This is a genomic window from Clostridium sp. AM33-3, assembly GCF_003480315.1.
Classification (GTDB): Bacteria; Bacillota; Clostridia; order Lachnospirales; family Lachnospiraceae; genus Brotaphodocola.
On record NZ_QUIV01000011.1, the window covers coordinates 44,359 to 70,364 of the forward strand.

A 26,006-nucleotide genomic window follows, 5' to 3' on the forward strand; every position below is an offset into this window, starting at 1 on the left:
AAGGAGCTTTTATATATGAAGAAAAAGGGTTTGGCAATGTTTGCCCTGGCAGCAGTCATGAGCCTTGGCGCGGTGGGGATTACGGCGTTTGCGGCCGGCTGGTCACAGGAAGGCAGCAACTGGGTATACTATAATAACAATGGAAGCAAGGTAACCAATGCGTGGCGTCAGGCACAGGATGGAACCTGGCGTTATCTGGAAAGCAGCGGAGCCATGGCAACCAACAAATGGGTCGATAACGATGATTACTATGTAGATGCCAGCGGTATCATGATCACCAATAAATGGCTTCAGGTGGCAAATAGCCGGAAAACCAGCGGGTATGACTGGTATTATTTCGGAAATAACGGCAAGTGCTCGAAAGAAAAATGGGTGCAGATTGATGGTAAGTATTATTATTTCGGAGATACCGGCGCCATGGAGACTGGCTGGATCTTGGATGACATGTATTACTGCGACGATGTGGGCGTTATGGTGACCGGATGGAAGAAACTGACCCCGCCGGAGGAATATCAGGATGAGGACAAGCACACCGGTCCGTTTGAAACTGCCAGTGATGGTCAGTACTGGTACTATTTCGGAACCAACGGAAAGAAAACGGTTCCAAGCGAGAACGGAACCAATATCAAACAGAAAAAGATCAACGGAACCTATTATTGCCTGCGCGAGGACGGTGCTGTTCAGACCGGCTGGGTCTGCGTCACCGGCGATGAATCCGACAACATTGAGGATTACCGCCTGGTAGATGCCGAGGGAAAAGTCCGCACCGGCTGGTATTCTGCCGAGCCGCCGGAATATCTGGCGGGGCATTATGATCATGACGTTGAGTGGTTTTATTTCAATTCCAAGGGTGTTCCGGAAGTGGGACCGGCAAAGGGCAGTGCGAAAACCAGTGATTTAAAGCGCATCAACGGATATACACATTTGTTCAATGAATATGGAACTCCTGTATATGGCGTTCAGAAGGTGTATACCAACAGCAGTGAGTATACCGCCTATTACTTTGGCAATTATCCGCAGAGCAGTATGCTGACAGGCAAGTACAATATCACGGAGGGAGGAGTTTCCTGGCCGTATTATTTCAACTCTACCGGAAAAGGCTATACCGGAGTGTATGACAATTATCTGTATTATATGGGTAAACTGCAGAAGGCAGATTCCGGCAGCAAATACGAAGTCTTCTCCGTTCCGAACGGAAACAGCTATAAGAACTATGTAGTGAACACTTCCGGCAAGATTGCCAAGAACACTACGGTCAAGGACAGCAATGGCGTAAAATACAAAACCAACAGCAGCGGGGTCCTGACTAAAGAAGATGACGAGAGCGTAGACGGCGGAAGCTACCGCAGCCCGGAAGAACCGGAATGGGATAACGAATAAAGCAGAATACCATTAAAGAAACAGAGGCTGATACAGGGAAAAGCTGTATCGGCCTCTTTGTTGTATTATATATAGAAGAAACACAGCTCTGGCCAATGCACGGAAAATTGCATGAGAATAAAAACATTAAAATAATAGATAAAATACTTGCTTTTTTGGAAAGACTATGATATCATACAAAGGCTGTGACATGATAGCAATGAAGCGCGAGGTTGCTGCCAAAATGGCAGGTTTTCCGTGGAGCGAATGTCAAGTTAGGAAACTGACGACAAGTCACTGTACCAATTTAACAGCTGTAGTAAAGAGTAATTGCAGTAACGCAGTGTGTAGTCCGCGCGACACACACGGAGATGTGTACAGTCACCGCTTGTCGTACTTCAAACAAAAGTGCGAAAAGGAGGCGACTTTTTTTATGGCAAGTCAAGTAATGAGAATCACATTAAAAGCTTATGATCATCAGTTAGTTGATCAGTCTGCTGGAAAAATCATCGAGACCGTAAAGAAGACAGGGGCTCAGGTGAGCGGACCGGTACCGTTACCGACCAAGAAAGAGGTAGTAACTATTCTGAGAGCGGTACACAAGTACAAAGATTCCAGAGAGCAGTTCGAGCAGAGAACTCACAAAAGACTTATCGATATCACCACTCCGAGCCAGAAGACAGTTGATGCATTAAGCAAACTGGAAATGCCGGCTGGTGTTTATATCGACATCAAAATGAAACAGAAATAAGCTTTAGTATGATTGCCGTAAAAGGTAATCCGCTGTAAGGAGGAAATTGAAATGAAGAAAGCTATCTTAGCTACTAAAGTCGGAATGACTCAGATCTTCAACGAAGATGGCGTGTTAGTTCCGGTAACCGTTCTTCAGGCTGGCCCGTGTGTAGTAACCCAGGTTAAGACCGTTGAGAACGATGGCTACAAAGCAGTTCAGGTTGGTTTTGTAGACAAGAGAGACAAACTGGTTAGCAAACCGGTTAAGGGACACTTCGACAAGGCAGGTGTTTCCTACAAGAGATTCGTCCGCGAGTTCCGTTTCGAGAACGCAGAAGAGTATTCTGTAAAGGACGAGATCAAAGCTGACATCTTCGCTAACGGCGATAAGGTGGATGCAACCGCTGTTTCCAAAGGTAAAGGTTTCCAGGGCGCGATCAAGAGACACGGCCAGCACAGAGGACCTATGGCTCATGGTTCTAAATTCCATCGTCATCAGGGTTCCAACGGTGCTTGTTCTGATCCGAGCAAGGTATTCAAGGGTAAAGGCATGCCGGGACATATGGGTTCCAAGCAGGTTACCATTCAGAACCTTGAGATTGTCCGCGTAGACGTTGAGAACAATCTGCTTCTGGTTAAGGGCGCTGTTCCGGGACCGAAGAAATCTTTAGTAACGATCAAAGAAACAGTGAAAGCTTCCAAGTAAGCTTTGACGAGAAAGGAGGAACACACAGATGGCAAACGTATCTGTTTACAATATGGAAGGTAATGAAGTAGGCAAGATGGATTTAAACGATGCTGTATTCGGTGTTGAGGTTAACGAGCACTTAGTACACATGGCAGTCGTTGCACAGCTTGCTAACAATCGTCAGGGTACTCAGAAAGCAAAAACCCGTTCTGAGGTATCTGGTGGCGGCAGAAAACCGTGGAGACAGAAAGGAACCGGACATGCACGTCAGGGTTCAACCAGAGCTCCGCAGTGGACCGGCGGCGGTATCGTATTCGCTCCGACTCCGAGAGATTATACAATCAGACTCAACAAGAAAGAGAAGAGAGCAGCTCTGAAGTCTGCACTGACCAGCAGAGTGCTTGAAAACAAGTTCATCGTTGTTGACGAGCTGAAGCTTGATGAAATCAAGACCAAAAAATTCCAGAACGTCCTGAATAACTTAAAGGTTAACAAGGCTCTGGTAGTAGTTGACGAGAACAGCGACAACGTTGTTAAGTCCGCTAAGAACATCCAGTCTGTAAAGACCGCTTATGTCAATACCATCAACGTATATGACATTCTGAAATACAACACCGTAGTAGCTACCAAGGCTGCTGTTGCAAATATCGAGGAGGTGTACGCATAATGGCTAACGTTCAGTACTATGACGTCATTCTGAAACCGGTTGTAACCGAGAAGAGCATGAACGCAATGAGCGAGAAGAAATACACTTTCCTGGTTCACACCGATGCGAACAAGTCCATGATCAAAGAGGCTGTTGAGAAGATGTTCCCGGGAACCAAAGTTAAGAGTGTAAACACCATGAACAGCGAAGGCAAGAACAAGAGACGTGGTATGACCTTCGGCAAGACCGCTGCAACCAAGAAGGCTATCGTTCAGTTAACTGAGGACAGCAAAGAGATCGAGGTATTTGCAGGTCTGTAGGCATTGAACACTTAACGAGCGCGCAGAGCGCGAGTTTAGTGAGAAAGCCCATCGCGAACCTTAACGAAGCGAAGCTGAGTTTAGTTGAGCGATGAGAATTAATGAAACTATACGGCTGCCAGTGAAAAGAATATACTGCGCCGTGATAAAGAGATACACGCGAGTGCGTTGATAACGCACGACCGTGTACGGAATTGAAAGGAGTTCAAGTCATGGGAATTAAAACATACAACCCATATACACCTTCCAGAAGACATATGACCGGATCTGACTTCAGTGAGATCACCAAGTCCACTCCGGAGAAGTCTCTGGTTACTTCTTTAAAGAAGAATGCTGGCCGTAACAACCAGGGTAAGATTACCGTTAGACATCGTGGTGGCGGTTCCAGAAGAAAATACAGAATCATCGATTTCAAGAGAAACAGCAAGGATGGTATCCCGGCAACCGTTATCGGTATCGAGTACGATCCGAACAGAACTGCAAACATCGCACTGATCTGCTACGCAGACGGCGAGAAGGCTTATATCCTGGCTCCGGCTGGTTTAACCGATGGCATGAAGGTTATGAGCGGCGAGACTGCAGAGGCTAAAGTTGGTAACTGCTTACCGCTGGCAAACATTCCGGTTGGTGCGCAGATTCATAATATTGAGCTGTATCCGGGCAAGGGTGGTCAGCTGGTTCGTTCCGCTGGTAACGCTGCTCAGCTTATGGCAAAAGAAGGCAAATATGCAACCTTAAGACTTCCTTCCGGCGAGATGAGAATGGTTCCGATCGTATGCCGCGCAACCATCGGTGTTGTAGGTAACGGCGAGCACAATCTGATCAACCTCGGTAAGGCTGGTAGAAAACGTCATATGGGTATCCGTCCTACAGTTCGCGGTTCCGTTATGAACCCGAATGACCATCCGCACGGTGGTGGTGAAGGTAAGACTGGTATCGGTCGTCCGGGTCCTTCTACTCCGTGGGGCAAGCCTGCTCTGGGTCTGAAGACCAGAAAGAAAAACAAGCAGTCTAATAAGCTGATTGTAAGAAGACGCGACGGCAAGACCATTAAATAATTCAAGGAGGATACAAAACCTATGGCACGTTCATTAAAAAAAGGACCATTTGCAGATGCACACTTACTGAAAAAAGTTGATGCAATGAACGCAGCAGGACAGCATCAGGTAATCAAGACCTGGTCCCGCCGTTCTACAATCTTCCCGCAGATGGTTGGACATACAATCGCAGTTCACGACGGCAGAAAGCATGTTCCGGTATATGTTACCGAGGATATGGTTGGCCACAAACTGGGTGAGTTCGTAGCTACCAGAACTTACAGAGGACATGGAAAAGACGAGAAGAAATCCAAGCGATAATCGTCAGGATTGAAAGGAGGTTAATTAGCAATGGCTAAAGGACATAGAAGTCAGATTAAGAGAGAGAGAAATGCCCAGAAGGACACCAGACCGAGCGCAAAGTTATCTTACGCACGTGTTTCCGTTCAGAAGGCTTGCTTCGTATTAGATGCCATCAGAGGCAAAGATGTACAGACCGCACTTGGTATTGTAACTTACAACCCAAGATATGCTTCTTCTTTAATTAAAAAATTACTGGAATCTGCAATTGCTAATGCAGAGAACAACAACAACATGGATCCGGCTAAACTTTACGTGGAGGAGTGCTTCGCTAACAAGGGACCGACCATGAAGAGAGTAAAACCGAGAGCACAGGGCAGAGCTTACAGAATCGAGAAGAGAATGAGCCACATCACTGTTGTGCTGAATGAGAGATAAGAGGAGGCAATTATGGGACAGAAAGTTAATCCGCACGGCTTAAGAGTCGGTGTTATTAAAGACTGGGATTCCAAGTGGTATGCAGAAGGCAACTTCGCTGATTGCCTGGTAGAGGATTACAACATCCGTAAATTCCTCAAGAAAAAACTGTATAGCGCTGGTGTTTCCAAAATCGAGATCGAGAGAGCATCTGCATCCGACAGAGTAAAAATCATCATCTTCACCGCTAAACCGGGCGTAGTAATCGGTAAAGGCGGCGCAGAGATCGAGAAGCTCAGAGCTGAGGTTCAGAAGCTGACCGACAAAAAAGTATTTATCGACATTAAAGAAATCAAGAGACCGGACCGCGATGCTCAGTTAGTAGCTGAGAACATTGCACAGCAGCTGGAAAACCGTGTTTCCTTCCGTCGTGCTATGAAGTCTACCATGGGTCGTTCCATGAAGGCTGGCGTTAAGGGAATCAAGACCGCTGTTGGCGGACGTCTTGGCGGTGCTGATATCGCTCGTACCGAGTTCTACAGCGAGGGCACCATTCCGTTACAGACATTAAGAGCAGATATTGACTATGGTTTCGCTGAGGCAGATACCACCTACGGCAAGCTTGGCGTTAAGGTTTGGATCTACAAAGGCGAGGTACTTCCTACTAGAGGAAACAAGGAAGGGAGCGATAAATAATGTTAATGCCTAAGAGAGTAAAGCGCCGCAAACAGTTCCGTGGAACTATGACCGGTAAGGCTTTAAGAGGAAATAAAATTAACTACGGTGAGTTCGGTCTGGTGGCTACTGAGCCGTGCTGGATCAAGTCCAATCAGATCGAGGCAGCCCGTGTTGCCATGACCCGTTACATCAAACGTGGTGGTAAAGTCTGGATCAAGATTTTCCCGGACAAACCTGTAACTGCTAAGCCGGCTGAGACTCGAATGGGTTCCGGTAAAGGCGCTCTGGAGTACTGGGTAGCAGTTGTTAAACCGGGCAGAGTAATGTTCGAGATCGCTGGCGTTCCGGAGGAAACCGCGCGTGAGGCATTACGTCTTGCTATGCACAAGTTACCATGCAAATGTAAGATTGCTGCTAAAGCAGATTTAGAAGGCGGTGATAACAGTGAAAACTAATAAATTCGTAGAAGGCTTAAAGGCAAAATCAGCGGCTGAGTTACAGGAAGAATTAGTAGCTGCAAAGAAAGAACTTTTCAACTTAAGATTCCAGAATGCAACCAACCAGTTAGATAATACCAGCAGAATCAAAGAGGTTCGCAAGAATATCGCTAGAATTCAGACTGTTATTACAGAGAAATCTAAACTGGCTTAAGGTTTGAAAGGAGAACATGACCGTGGAAAGAAATTTAAGAAAAACCCGCGTAGGTAAAGTCGTAAGCGACAAGATGGACAAGACCATCGTTGTAGCAATCGAGGACCACATCAAACATCCTTTATACGGCAAGATCGTAAAAAAGACCGTTAAGTTAAAAGCTCATGACGAGAACAACGAGTGCGGCAAGGGTGATACCGTTAAAGTTATGGAAACCAGACCGCTGTCCAAGGACAAGAGATGGAGACTGGTTGAGATTATCGAGAAGGCTAAATAAGTTATCCAGGAAGGAGTATCAGGCATGATTCAGCAGGAAACCAGACTGAAGGTTGCTGATAACACCGGCGCAAAAGAGTTACTTTGCATCCGTGTTATGGGTGGCTCTACAAGAAGATATGCTAACATTGGTGATGTAATCGTCGCTTCCGTTAAAGATGCAACACCAGGCGGCGTTGTAAAGAAAGGCGATGTTGTGAAGGCCGTTGTAGTTCGTTCCGTTAAGGGCGCACGCAGAAAAGACGGTTCTTATATCAAGTTCGATGAGAACGCAGCAGTTATTATCAAAGATGACAAGACCCCAAGAGGAACCCGTATCTTTGGACCGGTAGCAAGAGAATTACGTGAGAAACAGTTCATGAAGATCGTATCTCTGGCTCCGGAAGTACTGTAAGGAGGTATTGGCTGTGCAGAAAATTAAAAAAGACGACCTGGTAAAGGTTATCGCAGGTAAAGATAAAGACAAAACCGGTAAAGTCCTGAGCGTTAAGGGCGGTAAAGTTCTGGTTGAGGGCTGCAACATGGTTACCAAGCACTCCAAACCGAACGCTGCTAACCCGCAGGGCGGCATCGTAAATCAGGAAGCAGCTATGGATATTTCCAACGTTATGCTGGTTGTTGATGGCAAAGCTACCCGTGTTGGCTTTGAAGTAAAAGATGGTAAGAAAGTCCGCGTTGCAAAGGCAACCGGTAAAGTTATCGACTAATTGCAGAGAGGAGGAACAGAGAGTTGGCTAGATTAAAAGAACAGTATCAGAGCGAGATGGTTGACGCACTGATTAAGAAATTTGGTTACAAGAACATCATGGAAGTCCCGAAGCTTGATAAGATCGTTATCAACATGGGCGTTGGTGAGGCAAAAGACAATGCTAAGGTTCTGGATTCTGCAGTTAGAGATTTAGAGCTGATCACCGGACAGAAGGCAGTTACCACCAAGGCTAAAAAGTCCGTTGCAAACTTCAAAATCAGAGAAGGTATGCCGATCGGTTGTAAGGTTACCCTTCGTGGTGAGAAGATGTACGAGTTCGTTGATCGTCTGATCAACCTGGCTCTGCCGCGTGTACGTGACTTCCGCGGTGTTAACCCGAACGCATTTGATGGCAGAGGTAACTACGCTCTGGGTATCAAAGAGCAGTTGATCTTCCCTGAGATTGAATACGATAAAGTTGACAAGGTAAGAGGTATGGATATCATCTTCGTTACCACTGCCAAGACTGATGAAGAAGCTCGTGAACTTTTGACATTATTCAATATGCCATTTGCAAAATAACAGGAGGAAAGATCCATGGCTAAGACTTCAATGAAGATTAAGCAGCAGCGTCCGGCGAAGTTCTCCACCAGAGAGTACAATCGTTGCAGAATCTGTGGACGTCCGCATGCATATTTAAGAAAATACGGTATCTGCCGTATCTGCTTCCGTGAGCTGGCATATAAGGGCCAGATCCCGGGCGTAAAGAAGGCAAGCTGGTAGGCCGAAAGCAACTTAGCGAGTCCGAGCCGCAAGGCGACGGACAAGCTTAGTGCGAGGCCCATCGCGAACCTTAGCAAGTGCAAGCCGCAAGGCGCCGCGCGCGCTTAGTTGAGCGATGCTGCTGACTGTGAGAAATTACAGTTCAAGCAAATCAGCAGATGTCCCTCCCGAAACTTATGAGCCCCTGCGGCTTCGTAAGTTTCGAAGGAGTGAGGTCCAACAAAAAGGAAACCAACTAACAATATTAAGGAGGAATTATCCATCATGACTATGAGTGATCCGATCGCAGATATGCTTACAAGAATCCGTAACGCAAACACTGCTAAACATGACACTGTTGACGTACCGTCTTCCAAGATGAAGCTTGCTATTGCAGACATCCTGGTAAAAGAGGGTTACATTCAGAAATACGATATCGTTGAGGACGGCGCATTCAAGACTATCCACATCACCTTAAAGTATGGTGCAGATAAGAATGAGAAGATCATCAGCGGCATCAAGAGAATTTCCAAACCGGGTCTGCGTGTATACGCAAACAAAGAGGATCTCCCGAGAGTACTTGGCGGTCTGGGAATCGCAATCATTTCTACCAACCAGGGCGTTATCACCGATAAGGAAGCACGTCGTCTGGGCGTAGGCGGAGAGGTATTAGCATTCGTTTGGTAATTCGTTGCCGCGAAGCTACTTCTATATATTATGTAACTGAAAACAGAAAACGCACAGAGCGTTTTCCGAAAATTTAAGTAGGAGGTAAATGGCATGTCACGTATCGGAAGAATGCCAATCGCAATCCCGGCAGGCGTAACTGTAACGATTGCAGAGAATAATAAAGTGACTGTAAAAGGTCCTAAGGGAACCCTTGAGAGAGAGTTACCGGTAGAGATGGACATCAAGGAAGAAGATGGACATATTGTTGTAACCAGACCGAATGACTTAAAGAAGATGAAATCTTTACACGGTCTGACCAGAACCCTGATCAATAACATGGTTGTTGGTGTTACCGCTGGCTACGAGAAAGTTCTGGAAGTAAACGGTGTAGGTTACAGAGCATCTAAGCAGGGCAAGAAATTAACCCTTAACCTGGGCTATTCCCATCCGGTAGAGATGGAAGATCCGGAAGGTCTTGAGACTGTTCTGGACGGTCAGAATAAGATCACGGTTAAAGGTATCGATAAAGAGAAAGTTGGCCAGTACGCTGCAGAGATCAGAGACAAGAGAAGACCTGAGCCGTATAAGGGCAAGGGTATCAAGTATGCTGATGAGACTATCAGACGTAAAGTTGGTAAGACTGGTAAGAAATAATTAAGGAGAGTACAAAGATGGTTAGTAAGAAATCAAGAAGCGAAATTCGCGTTAAAAAGCATACCAGATTACGTAATCGCTTTGCAGGTACTGCAGAGAGACCGCGTCTGGCTGTTTTCAGAAGTAATAATCATATGTATGCTCAGATTATTGACGACTCAGTCGGCAATACTCTGGTAGCAGCATCCACCAATGAGAAGGCAGTTAAGGCTGAGCTTGAGCACACCAATGACACTGCAGCAGCAACTTATGTTGGAACTCTGATCGCTAAGAGAGCTCTGGAGAAGGGTATCGAGGAAGTCGTTTTCGATAGAGGCGGTTTCATTTACCAGGGTAAGATCCAGGCACTCGCAGACGCAGCTCGTGAAGCTGGTCTGAAATTCTAGTAGAGAGGAGAACGGCATGAAGCGTACAATTATTGACCCAAGTCAGTTTGAATTAAATGACAACGTAGTAGCAATCAAGCGTGTATCCAAAACCGTAAAAGGTGGACGTACCATGAGATTCTCTGCTCTGGTAGTAGTAGGTGATGGCAATGGTCACGTAGGTGCAGGTCTTGGTAAGGCTGGTGAGGTTCCGGAGGCAATCCGCAAAGGAAGAGAAGCAGCTATGAAGAACCTGGTAGAGATTCCGGTTGACGAGAACAAGAGTATCCCGCACGACCACATCTGCAAGTTCGGCAGCTCTTCTGTACTGTTAAAGAAGGCTCCGGAAGGTACTGGTATCATCGCTGGTGGTCCGGCTCGTTCCGTACTGGAGCTTGCTGGTATCAAGAACATCCGTGCTAAGTCTTTAGGCTCCAACAACAAGACCAACGTTGTTCTTGCAGTGATCAACGGTCTGACTCAGCTTAAGACTCCGGAAGAGTATGCAAGACTTCGCGGCAAATCTGTTGAAGAGATCTTAGGCTAAGGAGGGTAATGAAATGGCAGAGAAGTTAAAAGTAACGTTAGTCAAATCCCCGATCGGTGCTATCCCGAAGCAGAAAGCTACCGTAGAGGCTCTGGGCCTGAAGAAAGTCAACAAGACTGTTGAACTTCCGGATAACGAGGCTGTCAGAGGTATGATCTGGCACGTAAAGCATTTAGTTAAGGTAGAAGAAATCTAATTATAGAAGTAAGGAGGTGCAGTGCAATGGATTTATCCAATTTACAGCCTGCTGTTGGTTCTAAACATAGTGATAATTTCAGAAGAGGACGCGGTCACGCTTCCGGAAACGGCAAAACTGCTGGTAAGGGCCACAAGGGTCAGAAAGCACGTTCTGGCGCACCGAGACCTGGTTTCGAGGGTGGTCAGATGCCGTTATACAGACGTCTCCCGAAGAGAGGCTTCAAGAATCGTAACACCAAAGTTATCGTTGGTATCAATGTAAGCGCTTTAGAGTGCTTCGAGAACGATGCAGTTGTTACTGTTGAGACTCTTCTTGAGAGCGGAATCGTTAAGAATCCGAGAGATGGCGTCAAGATCCTGGGTAACGGAGAACTGACCAAAAAGCTGACCGTAAAGGCAGATGCATTCAGTGAGGGTGCGAAGGCTAAAATTGAAGCTTTAGGTGGAACCTGCGAGGTGATCTAATATGTTAAAGACACTCCGAAATGCATGGAAGATCAAGGAGATCAGAACAAAACTGATCTTCACCTTCCTCATGCTGGTGGTCATCCGTTTTGGATCTGAACTGCCGATTCCTGGAGTTAAGACGGACTTTTTCGCGAATTTCTTCGCGAATCAGTCCACTGATGCATTTGGATTTTTCAATGCGATGACAGGTGGATCCTTCTCCTCCATGTCTATTTTCGCACTGAGCATCACCCCGTACATTACATCTTCTATTATCATGCAGCTGCTCACGATCGCAATTCCGAAGCTGGAAGAGATGCAGCGTGACGGCGAGGATGGCCGTAAGAAGATTGCAGAGTACACCCGTTACTTAACGGTTGGGCTTGCACTGATCGAGTCCATCGGTATGGCAGTCGGTTTCGGCGGCCAGGGACTTTTGATCAATTACAATGTATGGAGCGTGGTTATTGCAGTCGCTACCATGACTGCAGGAAGCGCATTCCTGATGTGGATCGGTGAGCGTATTACTGAGAAGGGCGTGGGCAATGGTATTTCCATCGTCCTGCTGTTCAATATCGTATCTTCTCTCCCACAGGATGTGAACACCCTGTACACCAGATTCTTAAGCAACAGCAAGAATATCGGATCAACTGTGCTGATCGTGCTCATCATGCTTGCGGTTACCGCAGCCATGGTTGTGTTCGTAATCATCCTTCAGGATGGTGAGCGCAGAATCCCGGTCCAGTATTCCAAAAAGATGGTTGGCAGAAAGTTAGTGGGCGGCCAGGCTTCCCACATTCCGTTAAAGGTGAACACCGCAGGTGTCATCCCGGTAATCTTTGCTTCCTCCATCATGTCCTTCCCGATTGTGATCGCACAGTTTTTCCATCCGGATTACACCACTATCGGCGGTAAAATCCTGATGGTTCTGAACTCATCTTACTGGTTCAGACCGGAGATGCCGGCATATTCTGTGGGACTGGTGATTTACCTTGTATTGATCGTGCTTTTCGCATATTTCTATACATCCATCACCTTCAATCCGCTGGAAGTGGCAAACAATATGAAGAAGTCCGGCGGTTTCATCCCGGGTGTCCGCCCAGGTAAACCGACTTCCGAATATCTTGACAAGATCTTAAATTACATCGTATTCATCGGTGCAGTTGGCCTGATCATTGTCAGCGTTATCCCGATCATCATTTCCGGAGTATTCACGGTAAGCCGTCTGTCCTTCATGGGTACTTCCCTGATCATTATCGTCAGTGTTATCCTGGAGACCATCAAGGCTATTGAATCCCAGATGATCGTTAGAAATTACAAAGGCTTTTTAAATGATTAAGCGTTCGTAAGAGAAAGCTGCTGCCCATATGCGTGCAGCAGCTTCTTTTGTATAACAGGAAATTGCGTCCTGTCATAGAGGGACGCCCTGCGAGGAGGATTAACCAGATGAAGATCATCATGTTAGGTGCTCCGGGCGCCGGCAAAGGCACCCAGGCAAAGAAGATTGCAGCGAAATATGGTATTCCGCATATCTCTACCGGAGATATTTTCCGTGCAAATATCAAGGGCGGTACAGAGCTGGGTATGAAGGCGAAGTCTTACATGGATCAGGGACAGCTTGTTCCGGATGATGTTACCATCGGCATGCTGTTAGACCGTATTGCAGAGGCTGACTGCGAGAACGGATATGTGCTGGACGGTTTCCCGAGAACCATTCCGCAGGCAGAGAGCCTGACAGAAGCACTTGACAAGCTGGGACAGAAGATGGATTTCGCAATTGATGTTGATGTACCGGATGAGTCCATTATCAACCGTATGTCAGGCAGAAGAGCATGCCTCTCCTGCGGAGCTACCTACCACATCGTTTACAATCCGACCAGAGTAGAAGGTGTCTGTGACGCATGCGGCCAGAAGCTGGTACTGCGTGACGATGACAAGCCAGAGACAGTTAAGAAACGTCTGACGGTATATCATGACCAGACCCAGCCGCTGATCGAGTATTATAAGAAGGCTGGAATCCTGAAGTCTGTAGACGGAACACAGGATTTGAACAAAGTATTTGAGGACATCGAAGCTGTCCTGGAGGCGTAATATGTCAGTAACGATCAAATCCGCAAGAGAGATTGAACTGATGCGGGAGGCCGGAAGAATTCTGGCAAAGGTTCATGAGGAACTGGGAAAGGCGATTCATCCGGGCATGTCCACACTGGACATTGACCGACTGGGCGAGAAGCTGATCCGTGAGTTCGGATGTGTGCCTTCCTTTAAGAACTACAATGGCTATCCTGCGTCCATCTGTGTATCAGTGAATGATGAAGTGGTACACGGTATCCCGAACAAGCACCATATTATCAGGGAAGGCGATATCGTCAGCTTGGATGCGGGTGTTATCTACAAAGGATATCATTCTGATGCAGCCAGAACCCATGCGGTTGGCATCATCAGTCCGGAAGCGCAGAAGCTTATCGATGTTACCAGACAATCTTTCTTTGAGGGGATTAAGTTCGCGAAAGCTGGCAATCATCTCAATGATATCTCTTCCGCAATCCAGGCTTATGCAGAAAGCTTCGGATACGGTGTTGTCCGCGATCTGGTGGGCCACGGTATCGGAACCCATCTGCATGAGGAGCCGGAGGTGCCGAACTTTGCACAGAAGCGCAAGGGCATCAAACTGGTTCCTGGAATGACACTGGCCGTTGAGCCTATGATCAACATCGGAACCCCGAATGTAGTCTGGATGGATGATGACTGGACGGTGGTCACAAAAGACCACAGTCTGTCTGCTCACTATGAGAACACCATCCTCATTACGGAGGGTGAGCCGGAGATCTTATCTCTGTAAAGGCGGTGTGCGATGAAAATGGAGCTGTACTGTCCGGTAAGATCTCTCGCCGGACATGACAAAAACCAGTATTTTATCATAGTATCCGATGAAGGGGAATACATTACCATGGCAAATGGAACCACCCGCAAGGTGGATGACCCGAAGCGGAAAAACAAGAAACATATTCAGGCAGGGAAGACGCCGCTTTTTGCGGCGCTTCCCACTGATGAAGAAATCCGAAGCGAGCTTAAAACCTGGGTGGAAAGCCACGGTTATATGTAGGAGGAATTGATTACATGTCTAAAGCAGATGTTATTGAAATTGAGGGAACTGTTGTTGAGAAGCTGCCGAACGCAATGTTCCAGGTAGAGTTAGAGAACGGTCATCAGGTACTGGCTCATATCAGCGGCAAGCTGCGTATGAACTACATCCGTATCCTGCCGGGTGACAAGGTTACCCTTGAGATGTCTCCGTATGATTTAAGCAAGGGCAGAATCATCTGGAGAGATAAATAAGGTTATAGAAGCATTCGCTTTTATAAATAAAAAATAGGGAAAAATATTTTGAAAAACACTTGCATAAAAGAAACCATAATGTTATAATATCATGGCGACTTTGTTGAGATGCTGGGCGAAGTTTGTCTAAAATTAGTCCGGCTGTACCAATATATCTGGACAGATATATGCAACTGTAGAAAGGAGAATTGCCGTGAAGGTGAGATCATCAGTAAAACCGATTTGCGAAAAGTGCAAAATCATCAAACGCAAAGGCAGTATCAGAGTAATCTGTGAAAATCCTAAGCACAAACAGAGACAAGGTTAAAAACAAAAAGTTATAGGAGGTTACGACGCAAATGGCTCGTATTTCAGGTGTTGATTTACCAAGAGAAAAACGTGTTGAAATCGGTCTGACTTACATCTACGGAATCGGTAGAACAAGTGCAAACCGTATCCTTGCTGAGGCTGGCGTTAATCCTGACACCCGTGTTAAGGATCTGACCGATGACGAAGTGAAGAAGCTGGCAGCTGTTATTGCTGACACTCAGACTGTTGAGGGTGATCTTCGCAGAGAGATCGCTATGAACATCAAGAGACTGCAGGAGATTGGCTGCTATCGCGGAATCCGTCATAGAAAAGGTCTCCCGGTTCGTGGTCAGAAGACCAAAACCAATGCAAGAACCCGCAAAGGTCCTCGTAAGACTGTTGCAAACAAGAAGAAATAAGTAATTCGTAACATTATGTAGAATCACGTTGCATGTTTTAAAAACAGGAAACAGGATTCGGAAATTCAAGAAAGTAGGTTAGTTTAAAATGGCTAAAAAAGTGTCCACTGCAAAAAAAGTGACAAAAAAGCGCGTAAAGAAAAACGTTGAACGCGGACAGGCACATATCCAGTCTTCTTTTAACAACACCATCGTTACCTTAACCGATGCACAGGGTAACGCGTTGTCTTGGGCAAGTGCCGGTGGTTTGGGATTTAGAGGTTCAAGGAAATCTACTCCATATGCAGCTCAGATGGCTGCAGAAACTGCCGCTAAAGCAGCTTTAGTACATGGTTTAAAATCTGTAGACGTTATGGTTAAAGGACCTGGTTCAGGCCGTGAGGCAGCAATTCGTGCGCTTTCCGCATGCGGTATTGAGGTAACTAGCATTAAGGACGTAACTCCGGTTCCACATAACGGATGTCGCCCGCCAAAACGTAGAAGAGTCTAATTAGGAGGTACTAAAAGTGGCAGTAGATAGAGTTCCTGTTCTTAAAAGATGCAGATCTCTTGGTTTAGATCCGATCTATTTAGGAATTGATAAAAAATCAAACAGAGAATTAAAAAGAGCTAACAGAAAAGTAAGTGAGTATGGTCTCCAGTTACGTGAGAAGCAGAAAGCAAAATTCATCTATGGCGTATTAGAGAAACCGTTCCGTAACTACTACACCAAGGCTGAGAAGATGGAAGGCCAGACTGGTGAGAACATGATGATCCTTCTGGAGCGCAGACTGGACAACGTTGTATTCCGTATGGGATTCGGCCGCACCAGACGCGAGACCAGACAGATGGTAGATCACAAGCACATCCTCGTAAACGGCAAATGTGTAAACATTCCGTCCTACCTGGTAAAAGCTGGTGACGTAATCGAAGTAAAAGAGAAAGCTAAATCTTCTCAGAGATACAAAGATGCTCTTGAGGTAACTGCAGGACGTCTGGTTCCGGCTTGGCTGGATGTTGACCAGGAGAATCTGCGCGGTACCGTAAAAGAGCTTCCGTCCAGAGATGAGATTGATGTTCCGGTAAACGAGATGCTTATCGTCGAGTTGTACTCCAAATAATTAAGAGTACCAATTTCCCTCGATAGAAGAACCCAAAAGGAGGGGCTAGAGTCGTGTTCGATTTTGAGAAACCAAACATTGAGATTGTTGAGATTTCTGATGATAAGAAATATGGCAAGTTTGTAGTTGAACCACTTGAGAGAGGCTATGGCACAACGCTGGGTAACTCCCTGAGAAGAATCATGCTTTCTTCTCTGCCGGGTGCAGCTGTCAGCCAGGTGAAAATCGACGGCGTTTTACATGAGTTCAGTTCTATTCCAGGTGTTAAGGAAGATGTAACTGAGATCATTATGAACATCAAGAGCTTATCTATTAAGAACAACAGTGATAGCAACGAAGTAAAGACCGCTTACATCGAGTTCGAGGGTGAGGGCGTTATTACTGCAGCTGATATCCAGGCTGACCCGGACATTGAGATCATGAATCCGGATCAGGTGATCGCACACTTAAGCGGCGGCACAGACAGCAAGTTCTATATGGAGCTTACTATCACCAAGGGCCGCGGATACGTGAGCGCAGACAAGAATAAGAGTGAGGATATGCCGGTTGGTGTGATTGCGGTGGATTCCATCTACACACCGGTTGAGCGTGTCAACATGTCCATTCAGAATACCCGTGTTGGACAGGTTACCGATTACGATAAACTGACCTTAGACGTGTATACCAATGGAACCTTAGCTCCAGATGAGGCTGTAAGTCTCGCAGCGAAAGTTCTGAGCGAGCACTTAAATCTCTTTATCGATCTTTCTGAGAATGCCAAGACCGCTGAGATCATGGTTGAGAAAGAGGACAATGAGAAAGAGAAAGTTCTCGAGATGAACATCGATGAACTGGAACTGTCTGTTCGTTCCTACAACTGCTTAAAGAGAGCCGGAATCAACACTGTGGAGGAACTGTGCAACAGAACTCCGGAGGATATGATGAAGGTTCGTAACCTTGGCAGAAAGTCCCTTGAGGAAGTTCTGGCGAAGTTAAAAGAATTAGGTCTTCAGCTGAACCCGAGTGAGGAATAAAGCGAAGCTTGATTCAACAATATGAAACTTTTAAGTGGCGGCTCCGTAAGTCCATCAGGCAGAGAGCCGCTACATTATGAAAATTGGAAGCTGTGGTCCGGTAAGACCAAAGGGCGCGGGACTGCACTCCACACTATATGGAGGAAAATAAAATGGCAGGTTATAGAAAGCTTGGAAGAACTTCCAGCCAGAGAAAAGCAATGATCCGCAGCCAGGTAACTGCACTGCTGTATCATGGAAGCATCAAAACTACTGAGGCCAGAGCAAAAGAGATCCGCAAAGTTGCTGAGGGTCTGATCGCACTGGCTGTAAAAGAGAAAGACAACTTCGAGACCGTTACTGTTACCGCTAAGGTTGCTAAGAAGGACGCTGAGGGTAAGAGAGTCAAAGAAGTAGTAAACGGCAAGAAAGTTACCGTTTATGATGAAGTTCAGAAGGAAATCAAAAAAGATAAGCCGTCCAGACTTCATGCTCGTCGTCAGATGCTCAAAGTTCTCTACGATGTAACTGAGGTTCCGACCGCAGCTGCAGGCAAGAAGAAAAACACCAAATCCGTAGATATCCCGGCAAAACTCTTCGACGAGGTTGCTCCGAAGTACGTTTCCCGCAACGGTGGTTACACCCGTATCGTTAAGATCGGCCAGCGTAAGGGCGACGGCGCTATGGAAGTGCTGTTAGAGCTTGTTTAATCTTATAATCATATAATTTTATGAGCTTATGGCTCCCGAAGATTTGTTCTTCGGGAGCTTTTTTCATGCTTTTAAAAACTTAATAATTTGTTCAAAATATTTAGGTTTGTGGCAATATTGTGGAAAATCAGTAAGAAATATGTAAGTTGACTGGACATCTTCTTTCACTTATAATGAAATTACAAAAGAAACAATATTTATTTTGAAAATAAGAGAGTGAGGGATGAGTATGACAAAGAGAAGGTTTGCAGTATGGGGACTGATCCTGGCTCTGTGTACAGGCACAGCAGGTATGACAACAGCCTATGCGGCTGACAAAACAATTTCCAGTGTAAAGCTGCAGATTTACACAGACCTGGAGGTTGGAGATAGGATTGGAGATGCTTCCATTGATATTGACAGTACCACTGCACCGGGTGGCGGTATTGCCATCTCCGGATCTACTGACCGTTACCAGATCAAAGAGGCAGACTGGACAACATCTTCTTCTAAAGAAATCAGTGTGGGATATCAGCCAGAACTGAAGATCCGCCTGGAAGTGACTGATTCAGATTATGCGTTTAAGGGAACCTACCGTTCCAGCAACGTAACTGTGAAGGGCGCTGAGTTTATCAGTGCCAGCAAGAGCAGTGGGGATTTGGTCATCAAGGCAAAGTTGAAACCGATCAAAGGTACCTTTGAGGCACCGGAGGATGCGTACTGGAAGGATAATGCCAAGGGAACCGCAAAGTGGGAAGAACCGGATAATGGCGGAACCGGTCAGTATGAGGTAGAGCTGCGTAAGGGATCTTCCAAGATCCACACGGTAGAGACTACCGGCAAAACCTATAACTTCTATCCATACATGACTCAGGCAGGCACCTATAAGTTCCGCGTGCGCACTATCGCCAAGACATCCAAACAGGATGATTACGGCAAGAGCAGTGAGTGGGTAGAGTCCGATGAGATCTATCTGGCAAAGGAAGATGTATCAGATGGCAGTGGCCGCAATGACAGCGGCACCTCCGGTAATACGAACGCAGGCTGGCGCAAGTACGGCAATACCTGGTATTACTACTATCCGGACGGCAGCTATGTGAAGAATGGCTGGGCAGAAGTAGGCGGGCGCTGGTATCTGTTTGACGCAAGCGGAAGAATGCTGACCGGCTGGCAGGTACGCAACGGTCAGATGTATTACCTGGATGGAAGCGGAGCTATGATCACAGGCTGGCTTTCCTGGAATGGCCGCTGGTGCTACATGAATGAGACCAAGGATCAGTACTATGGCTGTCTGGTATGCGGCCATTGGATGAACCGCGATGGCAAGACCTATTATCTGGACGGTGTTGGTTACATGGTTGAAGGCTGGTACCAGGTAGACGGCAACTGGTATTATTTCTATCCGGGACAGGGCAACAAGGCAGTGAATACTACCATCGACACCTTTTATGTGAATCAGCAGGGGATCTGGGTACACTAAAACAGGATAGGACTGCCGGAAAAAGAAGCATTAAAAACTCCTTTTTCCGGCAGTTCCTTTTCATTTGTGAAACTTGTATAAATCGGAGCGAAAAATATGTGGAAAACAGAAAAAAACAGAAAATGGATTGCACGCTGATAATATCAGTGATATATTAAACTTAGCATTAAGAAAGAAAAGGAGTAATGACATGACGAAAAAAGAGCGTGTAATTGCAGCAATCGAGCAGCGAGAGATCGACGGTGTTCCGTCCAGCTTTTCTCTTCATTTCCCGGCAGACAAGAAGCAGGGAGAGGCATGTGTGAAGGCACATCTGGATTTCTTTCGGGATACAGATGCGGATATCTGTAAGATCATGAATGAGAATCTGGTACCGGTATTCGGAACCATCCATACTCCGGACGATTATGACCGTCTGATTCCTGTTATGACCATGGAAGACGAGTTCATGAAAAAGCAGATGGAACTGACCAAGCAGATCCTGGCGGGCTGTGATAAGGATGTATTTACCATGGGTACTCTCCATGGCATCTGTGCATCCGGCATTCATCCGATTGAGCAGGCTGGCATCAATTATTATGCAGCAAGACAGATGCAGGTTGATTTCCTCAGATGGGATGAGAAGAAGATGCTTTCCGCTATGCAGCGCATTACCGATGTGCTGTGCCTGTTGGCAAAGGCTTACATCGAGGCTGGTCTGGATTCTGTTTATTATGCATCCCTTGGCGGCGAATATGAGTTCTTTACGGACGAAGAGTTCGCAAAGTGGATCAAACCGTTTGATATCCAGGTTATGAAGGCTATCAAAGAGGCAGGCGGATACTGCTTCCTGCACATCTGTAAGGATCACCTGAATATGGAGCGCTACAGAGATTATGCTCCGTATGCAGATGTTGTGAACTGGGGCGTATTTGAGGCACCGTTTGATCTGGAAAAAGGAAAAGAGCTCTTCCAGGGCAAGACCATTATGGGTGGCCTGCCGAACCGTCACGGAGTTCTGGTTGATGGAACCAAAGAAGAGGTTGAGGCTGAGGTAAAGAAAGTGATTCGTGAGTACGGAAGAAAAGGCCTGATCCTTGGCGCAGACTGTACATTGGCAACAGAACAGGATCTGGATAAGGTAAAGGCCGCAGTGCTTGCTGCGAGAAATAGTTGACAAAATCCTATTTACCTATATAATAAGTATGTAAGAGAAGAACCCACACAGATGTGAGCATTCATAACTCTGTGTGGGTTCTTTTTTGTATCATCTCAGGCAAAAAGTTTTACAAGCTCCTTCAGCATTTCGGTGATAGCTTCCATGGACTGAATGGATACAAATTCATGGCGTCCGTGGCCATTCTGACCTCCGGTACAGATGTTGGGACATGGGAGTCCCTGATAAGAAAGACGCGCGCCATCTGTGCCGCCGCGGATCGGAGTGACGATCGGGGTGATACCGCAGTGCTCCATGGCAGTCATGACATTGGAGATAAGCTTCTCGTGGCCTTTGACCTGCTCATACATGTTTCGGTAGCTTTCAGTGATGGTGATCTCTGCAGTGCCGGCACCATATTTTTTGTTGATGAAATCGACTGCCTCCTGCATGATCTGCTGACGATGCCGGAACAGTGCCTCGTCATGGTCGCGGATCAGGTAGTTCATGACGGTGGTTTCGGTTCGTCCCTGAATCTTGTCCAGATGATAGAAGCCTTCCCGTTTCTCTGTGCATGCCGGAGTTTCATATGCCGGAAGCAGTGCCTGATATTCCATGGCGATCTGAATGGCATTTTTCAGGATTCCTTTGGCATAGCCGGTATGGGCAGTGACTCCGTGAATCGTAACAACTGCAGAAGCGGCATTGAAGTTTTCATAGGAAAACTCACCGATCAGGCCGCCGTCGATGGTATAGCCATAGGCAGCGCCGACCTCTTCGAGGTTTACGTGGTCTGGTCCGCGGCCGATTTCTTCATCCGGAGTGAACAGGATGGAAACCGGCGGATGCGGATAATCCGGATTCTGCATCAGAAATTCTGCCAGAGTCATGATCTCTGCCACGCCGGCTTTGTCGTCTGCACCAAGCAGGGTAGTGCCATCGGTGACGATCAGATCCTGGCCAACGAATGTTTTCAGATTCGGAAATACGGAAACAGCGGTGACAATGTGCTTCTCTTCATTGAGGACGATGTCATTTCCGTCATAATTGCGGATGATGCGTGGTTTGATATTGTCACCGGACATGTCCATGGCAGTGTCCATATGCGCAATGAGTGCCAGACAGGCGCCGGTGCAGCCCTTTGCAGCCGGAATATGGCCGTATACATAGCCGTTTTCATCGGTGTGGGCGTCAGTAATACCGAGAGCTTTCAGCTCATCTGCCAGCCGGGCAGCCAGAACCAGCTGTCCTTTGGTGGAAGGTACGGTGGAGCTGGTAATGTCAGACTGGGTGCCGTACTTTACATAATTTAAAAATCTTTCACTTACATTCATGATTGATTTCCTCCTTGTCAAAATACATTTATCATGTTTCGGAAGGTTCGTCAAGATTGGCCCTGGCAAAATGGAAAGATTGGTAGATGTGTATAGAAAAAAATAAGAAAATAGTCGAATTCAACAAAAAACATGTTTTTAAAACCTTTACTATTGACAAATTAGATATTGGTGATATTATCAGTAATATAACAATGATATTCTTGAGACTCGGAAACAGGTTTTGGGAATGATCAGGAAAATACGGAGGTCGATAGACGCATGCTAAAATATACCATCAAGCGGTTATTAGTAGCAATTCCAACATTTTTCGGAATTACAGTCCTGGTGTATTTAATTTCATTGCTTGCACCGGGCAGTCCACTGGAAATGCTGATGGCGGATCCAATGGCAACAAAGGAAAGTATGGAGGCCTTAAAAGAGCAGATGGGTCTCAATGACCCAGCCATCATTCAGTATTTCCGCTGGCTGGTATCCATGCTTCACGGAAATCTGGGAATCTCATACCGGAACAGCCTGCCGGTTCTCGGACAGGTTCTGGAAAAACTGGGACCGACTCTGATTCTCACCCTTTCCTCTACAGCATTATCTGTGCTGATCGCGGTACCGCTTGGTATCATGTCAGCATACAAGCCTTACTCCGCATGGGATTATATTTCTTCCGGACTGGCTTTTGTAGGTGCTTCTACCCCGACCTTCTTTACAGGTCTGGTTATGATCTACATATTTGCGGTAAGGCTGGGTGTCCTTCCTATGGGCGGTATGTATGACGCAGGTATCCATACCGCGGCATCGGCGGCGCATCATTTGATTCTACCCTGTCTGGTATTAACTATTTTTAATATCGGAAGCATTCTCCGCCAGACACGAGGAAGCATGATGGAAGTCTTCAATGAGGATTACATCCGCACTGCCCGTGCAAAGGGCCTGATTGAGCCGAGAGTCGTGATCGTTCACGGTTTGCGAAACTCCTTGATTCCGGTTGTTACCGTATTGAGTACCATGATCCCGTTCATGTTCGGCGGCGCGGTCGTGGCAGAGCAGGTATTCAGCTGGCCGGGACTTGGCAGCCTGATGGTCCAGTCCATCAACGCCAGAGATTACCCGATGATCATGGGAATCACCGTTGTGATTGCTGCAGCAGTCCTGATTGGCAACGTCCTGACGGATATTGCTTACAGCTTACTGGATCCAAAGATAAGAGAGAGCCGTTAGGAGGAGAGAAATGTCCACAAAAACAGTTGAAAAAAAAGATTCATACTATCGTGACGTGCTCCGGAAGTTTACAGCGCACAAGCTGGCCATGATCGGTGTTGCGATCATTTTGCTGGAAGTGATCCTGGTCATTGTGCTTCCTATGATCATGAAGCTGGATCCGTATACGTCAGATATTCTCGCGTTCAGCGCAAAGCCGGGAGCGGGACACATTTTAGGAACCGATGATACCGGCCGTGACGTATTTGCACGACTGGTTTACGGAGGCCGGATCTCCCTTCTGGTGGGACTGCTTTCCGCGATCATCAGTCTTTGCATCGGTGTACCGCTGGGTCTGATCGCCGGTTACTATAAAGGTATCTGGGAAACCATCGTTATGAGAACCGCAGATATCTTCATGTCCTTCCCGTCCATGATTCTGATCCTGGTGCTGGTATCCGTTATCGGACCTTCTGTATGGACGGTTACCCTGGTCATCGGTATTCTGGGCTGGACCGATTTCGCAAAACTGATCTATGGCAATGTGCTGTCGGTCAGAGAAAAAGAGTATGTGGAATCTGCCAAGGCAGTCGGAACCAAAGATATCCCACTGCTGATCAAATACGTGATCCCGAACGCATTTGCTCCGATCCTGATCAACTTTACATTCCGTACAGCGCAGGCGATCATTCAGGAGTCTGCACTGAGCTTTTTGGGTATGGGTGTTCAGCCGCCGGAAGCATCCTGGGGAAATATCCTGTACGCGGCACAGTCCATCACCGTACTTTCCTCAAGACCGTGGCTGTGGGTACCGCCGGGAATCTTACTGGTGCTCACCGTATCCAGTATTAACTTCATAGGAGATGGAATCCGGGATGCCCTGGATGCCAAAACCAAAATAAAAAAGAAATAAATAAAAGGAGGAATATTATGAAGAGAAACATGTTAAAAGTGGTTGCTGCATCTCTGGCCGGAGCAATGCTCCTTACCGCATGCGGCGGTGGATCCAGCAGCTCAACCCAGACAACCGCGGCTGCAGGTAATTCTGCGGAAACCAGCGCGGCAGCAGAGGCAGGAAGCACAGGCGGCGAGAAGGTCATTACCATGGCACAGACCGGTGACTGGGATACGTTCATGCCGATGAACACCACCAATTCAGGCGCGGATAACGTAATCGAGCTGATGTTTGACCGTCTGATGGTCATCAACACCGATGGTACCTTTGAGCCGCGTCTTGCAGACAGCTGGGAGACCAACGAGGCTCAGGATAAGATCACGTACCATCTGAATGAGAATGCAAAATGGCAGGATGGAGAACCGGTAACCGCAGAGGATGTTGTTTACTCCGCACAGGTTGCATCTTCTTCCGAGTTCAACTATCTGCGCAGAATCCGTATGCAGTACTTTGCAGGAACCGATGAGACCGGCTGTGAGACCAGCACCGACAGCATCGAGGTAGCAGCACTGGATGATCATACCGTAGAGTTTACCTTAAAGGCCCCGATGGATCCAGCTATCATTTACGCACTGGTTAACCGTGACTTCTTTATTATGCCGAAGCATCTGCTGGATAGCATTTCTGACGCAGATCTGGTAAACGATGCATTCTGGCAGAAACCGATTGGCTCCGGCCCATGTATCTTCGACAGCATGGAGTCTGGCGTATCCATTGAGTTCAAGGCAAACAAAGACTACTATCTTGGCGCTCCGGATTTTGACCGTCTGGTATTCAAGAAGGTACAGTCCTCTAACCTGTTATCCGGCTTAATGAGCGGCGACATCGACGTTCTGTCCGGCAACAGCCAGATCCCGTTAGCAGACTGGGAAGCAGCTAAGAATACACAGGGTATCGTTACGAAATCTGTACCGACCTTTGCATATCAGTACATGGCAATGAACACCGCCAGAGATTATCTGACCGAGGATGTCCGTCACGCAATCAGCCTTGCAATCAACCGTCAGGTTATCGTTGACCAGCTGCTGCAGGGTGAGGCACGTATCGCAATCGGACCTCTGGCTGAGGATCATCCGTACTTTGATGAGAAGCTGCTGCCGATCGAGTATGATCCGGAGAAAGCAAAATCCATGCTGGAGGCTGCTGGCTGGGACAGCAACCGTGAGCTGCAGGTACTGGTATCTACCGGTAACGAAGTTCGTGAGAAATCTGCGATCCTGATTCAGCAGGATTTACAGAAGATCGGCATCAAGACCAAGATCCAGACCTTAGACTTCCCGACCCTGCTTACCAACGCAAGAAACGGTGACTACGATCTGTGCTTCATCGGTTCCGCAGGTTCCGTTGATCCGTCTGAGTCTGTACCGAACGTAACTGCTGGTTACATGAACAACTTTGCACAGTTATCTGATCCGACCCTGGGCCAGATCGGTGAGTCCGGTGCAAAGGAAATCACGTTTGAGGCACGTAAGAAGATCTACGATCAGTATCAGGAAGAGTTATTCAAACAGATGCCGATGGCATTCCTGTATCACACCAACGATCTGTTTGCATATAACGAGAAGCTTGAGAATGTACGCGAAGGTGCAATCGATTACAACATTAACAAGAATGTATGGGAATGGAAAGTAAATAAATAAGCATCTG

Annotated in this window: 39 protein-coding genes; 38 read left to right on the plus strand and 1 reads right to left on the minus strand. The window is 46.9% G+C overall.

The window, feature by feature from the left end:
• Window positions 1-15: 15 nt before the first annotated feature.
• The 35 genes from DW819_RS08110 (at window position 16) to DW819_RS08280 (ending at window position 20,897) form a co-directional block, all read left to right on the plus strand.
• Window positions 16-1,380 carry a cell wall-binding protein gene (locus DW819_RS08110; RefSeq protein ID WP_118533465.1) on the plus strand — a complete coding sequence of 455 codons (1,365 nt, stop codon included), beginning with the start codon at window positions 16-18 and terminating at the stop codon, window positions 1,378-1,380.
• A 412-nt stretch (window positions 1,381-1,792) separates the two neighbouring features.
• Window positions 1,793-2,110 (plus strand): 30S ribosomal protein S10, encoded by a 318-nt coding sequence (gene rpsJ / locus DW819_RS08115; RefSeq protein ID WP_118533463.1) that lies wholly within the window; start codon window positions 1,793-1,795, stop codon window positions 2,108-2,110.
• 51 nt (window positions 2,111-2,161) lie between these two features.
• The gene (rplC, locus tag DW819_RS08120) at window positions 2,162-2,797 is read left to right on the plus strand and encodes a 50S ribosomal protein L3 (RefSeq protein ID WP_118732876.1); all 636 of its coding nucleotides are present in this window, start codon (window positions 2,162-2,164) and stop codon (window positions 2,795-2,797) included.
• A gap of 28 nt (window positions 2,798-2,825) precedes the next feature.
• Complete coding sequence (gene rplD / locus DW819_RS08125; protein ID WP_118533459.1) at window positions 2,826-3,446, plus strand: 50S ribosomal protein L4; 621 nt, start codon at window positions 2,826-2,828, stop codon at window positions 3,444-3,446.
• Entirely contained in the window at window positions 3,446-3,745 is a 300-nt protein-coding gene (gene rplW / locus DW819_RS08130; RefSeq protein ID WP_118533457.1) for a 50S ribosomal protein L23, read from the plus strand. The genes rplD and rplW overlap by 1 nt, the downstream gene beginning before the upstream one ends.
• Window positions 3,746-3,957: 212 nt before the next feature.
• The gene (rplB, locus tag DW819_RS08135; RefSeq protein ID WP_118533455.1) at window positions 3,958-4,803 is read left to right on the plus strand and encodes a 50S ribosomal protein L2; all 846 of its coding nucleotides are present in this window, start codon (window positions 3,958-3,960) and stop codon (window positions 4,801-4,803) included.
• Window positions 4,804-4,824: 21 nt separating this feature from the next.
• Window positions 4,825-5,103 (plus strand): 30S ribosomal protein S19, encoded by a 279-nt coding sequence (gene rpsS / locus DW819_RS08140; RefSeq protein ID WP_006782235.1) that lies wholly within the window; start codon window positions 4,825-4,827, stop codon window positions 5,101-5,103.
• Between the two features lie 30 nt (window positions 5,104-5,133).
• Window positions 5,134-5,520, plus strand: coding sequence for a 50S ribosomal protein L22 (rplV, locus tag DW819_RS08145; protein ID WP_118533453.1), 387 nt, complete (start codon window positions 5,134-5,136; stop codon window positions 5,518-5,520).
• A gap of 12 nt (window positions 5,521-5,532) precedes the next feature.
• Window positions 5,533-6,195 carry a 30S ribosomal protein S3 gene (gene rpsC / locus DW819_RS08150; RefSeq protein WP_118533451.1) on the plus strand — a complete coding sequence of 221 codons (663 nt, stop codon included), beginning with the start codon at window positions 5,533-5,535 and terminating at the stop codon, window positions 6,193-6,195.
• Window positions 6,195-6,632 (plus strand): 50S ribosomal protein L16, encoded by a 438-nt coding sequence (gene rplP, locus DW819_RS08155; protein ID WP_118533449.1) that lies wholly within the window; start codon window positions 6,195-6,197, stop codon window positions 6,630-6,632. The genes rpsC and rplP overlap by 1 nt, the downstream gene beginning before the upstream one ends.
• Window positions 6,622-6,828 (plus strand): 50S ribosomal protein L29, encoded by a 207-nt coding sequence (gene rpmC / locus DW819_RS08160; protein WP_118533447.1) that lies wholly within the window; start codon window positions 6,622-6,624, stop codon window positions 6,826-6,828. The genes rplP and rpmC overlap by 11 nt, the downstream gene beginning before the upstream one ends.
• A gap of 16 nt (window positions 6,829-6,844) precedes the next feature.
• Entirely contained in the window at window positions 6,845-7,105 is a 261-nt protein-coding gene (gene rpsQ / locus DW819_RS08165; protein ID WP_118533445.1) for a 30S ribosomal protein S17, read from the plus strand.
• Window positions 7,106-7,129: 24 nt separating this feature from the next.
• Entirely contained in the window at window positions 7,130-7,498 is a 369-nt protein-coding gene (gene rplN / locus DW819_RS08170; RefSeq protein ID WP_118533444.1) for a 50S ribosomal protein L14, read from the plus strand.
• A 13-nt stretch (window positions 7,499-7,511) separates the two neighbouring features.
• The gene (rplX, locus tag DW819_RS08175; protein WP_118533442.1) at window positions 7,512-7,811 is read left to right on the plus strand and encodes a 50S ribosomal protein L24; all 300 of its coding nucleotides are present in this window, start codon (window positions 7,512-7,514) and stop codon (window positions 7,809-7,811) included.
• 23 nt (window positions 7,812-7,834) lie between these two features.
• Window positions 7,835-8,374: a 50S ribosomal protein L5 gene (rplE, locus tag DW819_RS08180; protein WP_118533440.1), complete on the plus strand. Its 540-nt coding sequence runs from the start codon at window positions 7,835-7,837 to the stop codon at window positions 8,372-8,374.
• Window positions 8,375-8,389: 15 nt separating this feature from the next.
• A complete protein-coding gene (locus DW819_RS08185) occupies window positions 8,390-8,575 on the plus strand; it encodes a type Z 30S ribosomal protein S14 (RefSeq protein WP_002566501.1) in 186 nt (61 codons plus the stop codon).
• A 264-nt stretch (window positions 8,576-8,839) separates the two neighbouring features.
• Window positions 8,840-9,241 (plus strand): 30S ribosomal protein S8, encoded by a 402-nt coding sequence (rpsH, locus tag DW819_RS08190; protein ID WP_118533438.1) that lies wholly within the window; start codon window positions 8,840-8,842, stop codon window positions 9,239-9,241.
• 93 nt (window positions 9,242-9,334) lie between these two features.
• Window positions 9,335-9,877 carry a 50S ribosomal protein L6 gene (rplF, locus tag DW819_RS08195; RefSeq protein WP_118540162.1) on the plus strand — a complete coding sequence of 181 codons (543 nt, stop codon included), beginning with the start codon at window positions 9,335-9,337 and terminating at the stop codon, window positions 9,875-9,877.
• 17 nt (window positions 9,878-9,894) lie between these two features.
• On the plus strand, window positions 9,895-10,263 hold the full coding sequence (rplR, locus tag DW819_RS08200; protein ID WP_118533434.1) for a 50S ribosomal protein L18: 369 nt from the start codon (window positions 9,895-9,897) through the stop codon (window positions 10,261-10,263).
• Window positions 10,264-10,279: 16 nt separating this feature from the next.
• Window positions 10,280-10,789 carry a 30S ribosomal protein S5 gene (gene rpsE, locus DW819_RS08205; RefSeq protein WP_118533432.1) on the plus strand — a complete coding sequence of 170 codons (510 nt, stop codon included), beginning with the start codon at window positions 10,280-10,282 and terminating at the stop codon, window positions 10,787-10,789.
• A 13-nt stretch (window positions 10,790-10,802) separates the two neighbouring features.
• Entirely contained in the window at window positions 10,803-10,985 is a 183-nt protein-coding gene (gene rpmD, locus DW819_RS08210; protein ID WP_118533430.1) for a 50S ribosomal protein L30, read from the plus strand.
• A 26-nt stretch (window positions 10,986-11,011) separates the two neighbouring features.
• The gene (rplO, locus tag DW819_RS08215) at window positions 11,012-11,452 is read left to right on the plus strand and encodes a 50S ribosomal protein L15 (protein ID WP_118533428.1); all 441 of its coding nucleotides are present in this window, start codon (window positions 11,012-11,014) and stop codon (window positions 11,450-11,452) included.
• Between the two features lies 1 nt (window position 11,453).
• Window positions 11,454-12,773 carry a preprotein translocase subunit SecY gene (gene secY, locus DW819_RS08220; protein ID WP_118732877.1) on the plus strand — a complete coding sequence of 440 codons (1,320 nt, stop codon included), beginning with the start codon at window positions 11,454-11,456 and terminating at the stop codon, window positions 12,771-12,773.
• Window positions 12,774-12,880: 107 nt separating this feature from the next.
• On the plus strand, window positions 12,881-13,525 hold the full coding sequence (locus tag DW819_RS08225) for an adenylate kinase (RefSeq protein ID WP_118732878.1): 645 nt from the start codon (window positions 12,881-12,883) through the stop codon (window positions 13,523-13,525).
• Between the two features lies 1 nt (window position 13,526).
• Window positions 13,527-14,276, plus strand: a complete 750-nt coding sequence (map, locus tag DW819_RS08230) for a type I methionyl aminopeptidase (RefSeq protein WP_118732879.1) — start codon at window positions 13,527-13,529, stop codon at window positions 14,274-14,276.
• Between the two features lie 12 nt (window positions 14,277-14,288).
• Entirely contained in the window at window positions 14,289-14,540 is a 252-nt protein-coding gene (locus tag DW819_RS08235; protein WP_118732880.1) for a KOW domain-containing RNA-binding protein, read from the plus strand.
• A gap of 14 nt (window positions 14,541-14,554) precedes the next feature.
• A complete protein-coding gene (gene infA / locus DW819_RS08240; RefSeq protein WP_021869270.1) occupies window positions 14,555-14,773 on the plus strand; it encodes a translation initiation factor IF-1 in 219 nt (72 codons plus the stop codon).
• A gap of 193 nt (window positions 14,774-14,966) precedes the next feature.
• The gene (rpmJ, locus tag DW819_RS08245) at window positions 14,967-15,080 is read left to right on the plus strand and encodes a 50S ribosomal protein L36 (RefSeq protein WP_003497809.1); all 114 of its coding nucleotides are present in this window, start codon (window positions 14,967-14,969) and stop codon (window positions 15,078-15,080) included.
• A gap of 31 nt (window positions 15,081-15,111) precedes the next feature.
• Window positions 15,112-15,480, plus strand: coding sequence for a 30S ribosomal protein S13 (rpsM, locus tag DW819_RS08250; protein ID WP_118533416.1), 369 nt, complete (start codon window positions 15,112-15,114; stop codon window positions 15,478-15,480).
• An 88-nt stretch (window positions 15,481-15,568) separates the two neighbouring features.
• Window positions 15,569-15,970, plus strand: a complete 402-nt coding sequence (rpsK, locus tag DW819_RS08255; protein WP_118533414.1) for a 30S ribosomal protein S11 — start codon at window positions 15,569-15,571, stop codon at window positions 15,968-15,970.
• 16 nt (window positions 15,971-15,986) lie between these two features.
• Window positions 15,987-16,580 carry a 30S ribosomal protein S4 gene (gene rpsD, locus DW819_RS08260; RefSeq protein ID WP_118732881.1) on the plus strand — a complete coding sequence of 198 codons (594 nt, stop codon included), beginning with the start codon at window positions 15,987-15,989 and terminating at the stop codon, window positions 16,578-16,580.
• Window positions 16,581-16,633: 53 nt separating this feature from the next.
• On the plus strand, window positions 16,634-17,593 hold the full coding sequence (locus DW819_RS08265) for a DNA-directed RNA polymerase subunit alpha (RefSeq protein ID WP_118732882.1): 960 nt from the start codon (window positions 16,634-16,636) through the stop codon (window positions 17,591-17,593).
• 152 nt (window positions 17,594-17,745) lie between these two features.
• Complete coding sequence (locus DW819_RS08270; RefSeq protein WP_118533408.1) at window positions 17,746-18,282, plus strand: L17 family ribosomal protein; 537 nt, start codon at window positions 17,746-17,748, stop codon at window positions 18,280-18,282.
• A gap of 229 nt (window positions 18,283-18,511) precedes the next feature.
• Window positions 18,512-19,741, plus strand: a complete 1,230-nt coding sequence (locus tag DW819_RS08275; RefSeq protein ID WP_207665301.1) for an N-acetylmuramoyl-L-alanine amidase family protein — start codon at window positions 18,512-18,514, stop codon at window positions 19,739-19,741.
• 190 nt (window positions 19,742-19,931) lie between these two features.
• Window positions 19,932-20,897: a uroporphyrinogen decarboxylase family protein gene (locus DW819_RS08280; protein ID WP_118732884.1), complete on the plus strand. Its 966-nt coding sequence runs from the start codon at window positions 19,932-19,934 to the stop codon at window positions 20,895-20,897.
• Window positions 20,898-20,992: 95 nt separating this feature from the next.
• Here the strand turns inward: DW819_RS08280 and pepT are convergent, their stop codons facing one another.
• The gene (gene pepT, locus DW819_RS08285) at window positions 20,993-22,210 is read right to left on the minus strand and encodes a peptidase T (RefSeq protein ID WP_118732885.1); all 1,218 of its coding nucleotides are present in this window, start codon (window positions 22,208-22,210) and stop codon (window positions 20,993-20,995) included.
• Between the two features lie 261 nt (window positions 22,211-22,471).
• On the opposite strand from pepT, the gene DW819_RS08290 reads away from it, so the two are divergent.
• From DW819_RS08290 to DW819_RS08300, 3 genes are read left to right on the plus strand one after another with little or no spacing between them, the layout of a single operon-like run.
• Window positions 22,472-23,425: an ABC transporter permease gene (locus DW819_RS08290; protein WP_118718813.1), complete on the plus strand. Its 954-nt coding sequence runs from the start codon at window positions 22,472-22,474 to the stop codon at window positions 23,423-23,425.
• 10 nt (window positions 23,426-23,435) lie between these two features.
• Window positions 23,436-24,317 carry an ABC transporter permease gene (locus DW819_RS08295; RefSeq protein WP_118732886.1) on the plus strand — a complete coding sequence of 294 codons (882 nt, stop codon included), beginning with the start codon at window positions 23,436-23,438 and terminating at the stop codon, window positions 24,315-24,317.
• A gap of 17 nt (window positions 24,318-24,334) precedes the next feature.
• Window positions 24,335-25,999 carry a peptide ABC transporter substrate-binding protein gene (locus tag DW819_RS08300; RefSeq protein WP_118732887.1) on the plus strand — a complete coding sequence of 555 codons (1,665 nt, stop codon included), beginning with the start codon at window positions 24,335-24,337 and terminating at the stop codon, window positions 25,997-25,999.
• Window positions 26,000-26,006: the final 7 nt, after the last annotated feature.

Excerpts from the sequence above, each read along its gene's own strand:
- rplR (WP_118533434.1), top strand. The coding sequence starts at position 9,895 with ATGGTTAGTAAGAAATCAAGAAGCGAAATTCGCGTTAAAAAGCATACC.
- DW819_RS08235 (WP_118732880.1), top strand. The coding sequence starts at position 14,289 with ATGAAAATGGAGCTGTACTGTCCGGTAAGATCTCTCGCCGGACATGAC.
- pepT (WP_118732885.1), bottom strand. The coding sequence starts at position 22,210 with ATGAATGTAAGTGAAAGATTTTTAAATTATGTAAAGTACGGCACCCAG.
- rpsC (WP_118533451.1), top strand. The coding sequence starts at position 5,533 with ATGGGACAGAAAGTTAATCCGCACGGCTTAAGAGTCGGTGTTATTAAA.
- rplO (WP_118533428.1), top strand. The coding sequence starts at position 11,012 with ATGGATTTATCCAATTTACAGCCTGCTGTTGGTTCTAAACATAGTGAT.
- DW819_RS08225 (WP_118732878.1), top strand. The coding sequence starts at position 12,881 with ATGAAGATCATCATGTTAGGTGCTCCGGGCGCCGGCAAAGGCACCCAG.
- DW819_RS08275 (WP_207665301.1), top strand. The coding sequence starts at position 18,512 with ATGACAAAGAGAAGGTTTGCAGTATGGGGACTGATCCTGGCTCTGTGT.
- map (WP_118732879.1), top strand. The coding sequence starts at position 13,527 with ATGTCAGTAACGATCAAATCCGCAAGAGAGATTGAACTGATGCGGGAG.
- secY (WP_118732877.1), top strand. The coding sequence starts at position 11,454 with ATGTTAAAGACACTCCGAAATGCATGGAAGATCAAGGAGATCAGAACA.
- DW819_RS08295 (WP_118732886.1), top strand. The coding sequence starts at position 23,436 with ATGTCCACAAAAACAGTTGAAAAAAAAGATTCATACTATCGTGACGTG.
- rpsK (WP_118533414.1), top strand. The coding sequence starts at position 15,569 with ATGGCTAAAAAAGTGTCCACTGCAAAAAAAGTGACAAAAAAGCGCGTA.
- DW819_RS08290 (WP_118718813.1), top strand. The coding sequence starts at position 22,472 with ATGCTAAAATATACCATCAAGCGGTTATTAGTAGCAATTCCAACATTT.
- rplV (WP_118533453.1), top strand. The coding sequence starts at position 5,134 with ATGGCTAAAGGACATAGAAGTCAGATTAAGAGAGAGAGAAATGCCCAG.
- rplF (WP_118540162.1), top strand. The coding sequence starts at position 9,335 with ATGTCACGTATCGGAAGAATGCCAATCGCAATCCCGGCAGGCGTAACT.
- rplN (WP_118533444.1), top strand. The coding sequence starts at position 7,130 with ATGATTCAGCAGGAAACCAGACTGAAGGTTGCTGATAACACCGGCGCA.
- DW819_RS08280 (WP_118732884.1), top strand. The coding sequence starts at position 19,932 with ATGACGAAAAAAGAGCGTGTAATTGCAGCAATCGAGCAGCGAGAGATC.
- DW819_RS08110 (WP_118533465.1), top strand. The coding sequence starts at position 16 with ATGAAGAAAAAGGGTTTGGCAATGTTTGCCCTGGCAGCAGTCATGAGC.
- DW819_RS08270 (WP_118533408.1), top strand. The coding sequence starts at position 17,746 with ATGGCAGGTTATAGAAAGCTTGGAAGAACTTCCAGCCAGAGAAAAGCA.
- DW819_RS08300 (WP_118732887.1), top strand. The coding sequence starts at position 24,335 with ATGAAGAGAAACATGTTAAAAGTGGTTGCTGCATCTCTGGCCGGAGCA.
- rplW (WP_118533457.1), top strand. The coding sequence starts at position 3,446 with ATGGCTAACGTTCAGTACTATGACGTCATTCTGAAACCGGTTGTAACC.
- rplC (WP_118732876.1), top strand. The coding sequence starts at position 2,162 with ATGAAGAAAGCTATCTTAGCTACTAAAGTCGGAATGACTCAGATCTTC.
- DW819_RS08185 (WP_002566501.1), top strand. The coding sequence starts at position 8,390 with ATGGCTAAGACTTCAATGAAGATTAAGCAGCAGCGTCCGGCGAAGTTC.
- rplP (WP_118533449.1), top strand. The coding sequence starts at position 6,195 with ATGTTAATGCCTAAGAGAGTAAAGCGCCGCAAACAGTTCCGTGGAACT.
- infA (WP_021869270.1), top strand. The coding sequence starts at position 14,555 with ATGTCTAAAGCAGATGTTATTGAAATTGAGGGAACTGTTGTTGAGAAG.
- rpsE (WP_118533432.1), top strand. The coding sequence starts at position 10,280 with ATGAAGCGTACAATTATTGACCCAAGTCAGTTTGAATTAAATGACAAC.
- rpmD (WP_118533430.1), top strand. The coding sequence starts at position 10,803 with ATGGCAGAGAAGTTAAAAGTAACGTTAGTCAAATCCCCGATCGGTGCT.
- rplD (WP_118533459.1), top strand. The coding sequence starts at position 2,826 with ATGGCAAACGTATCTGTTTACAATATGGAAGGTAATGAAGTAGGCAAG.
- rpsH (WP_118533438.1), top strand. The coding sequence starts at position 8,840 with ATGACTATGAGTGATCCGATCGCAGATATGCTTACAAGAATCCGTAAC.
- rpsM (WP_118533416.1), top strand. The coding sequence starts at position 15,112 with ATGGCTCGTATTTCAGGTGTTGATTTACCAAGAGAAAAACGTGTTGAA.
- rplB (WP_118533455.1), top strand. The coding sequence starts at position 3,958 with ATGGGAATTAAAACATACAACCCATATACACCTTCCAGAAGACATATG.
- rpsJ (WP_118533463.1), top strand. The coding sequence starts at position 1,793 with ATGGCAAGTCAAGTAATGAGAATCACATTAAAAGCTTATGATCATCAG.
- rpsS (WP_006782235.1), top strand. The coding sequence starts at position 4,825 with ATGGCACGTTCATTAAAAAAAGGACCATTTGCAGATGCACACTTACTG.
- rpsQ (WP_118533445.1), top strand. The coding sequence starts at position 6,845 with ATGACCGTGGAAAGAAATTTAAGAAAAACCCGCGTAGGTAAAGTCGTA.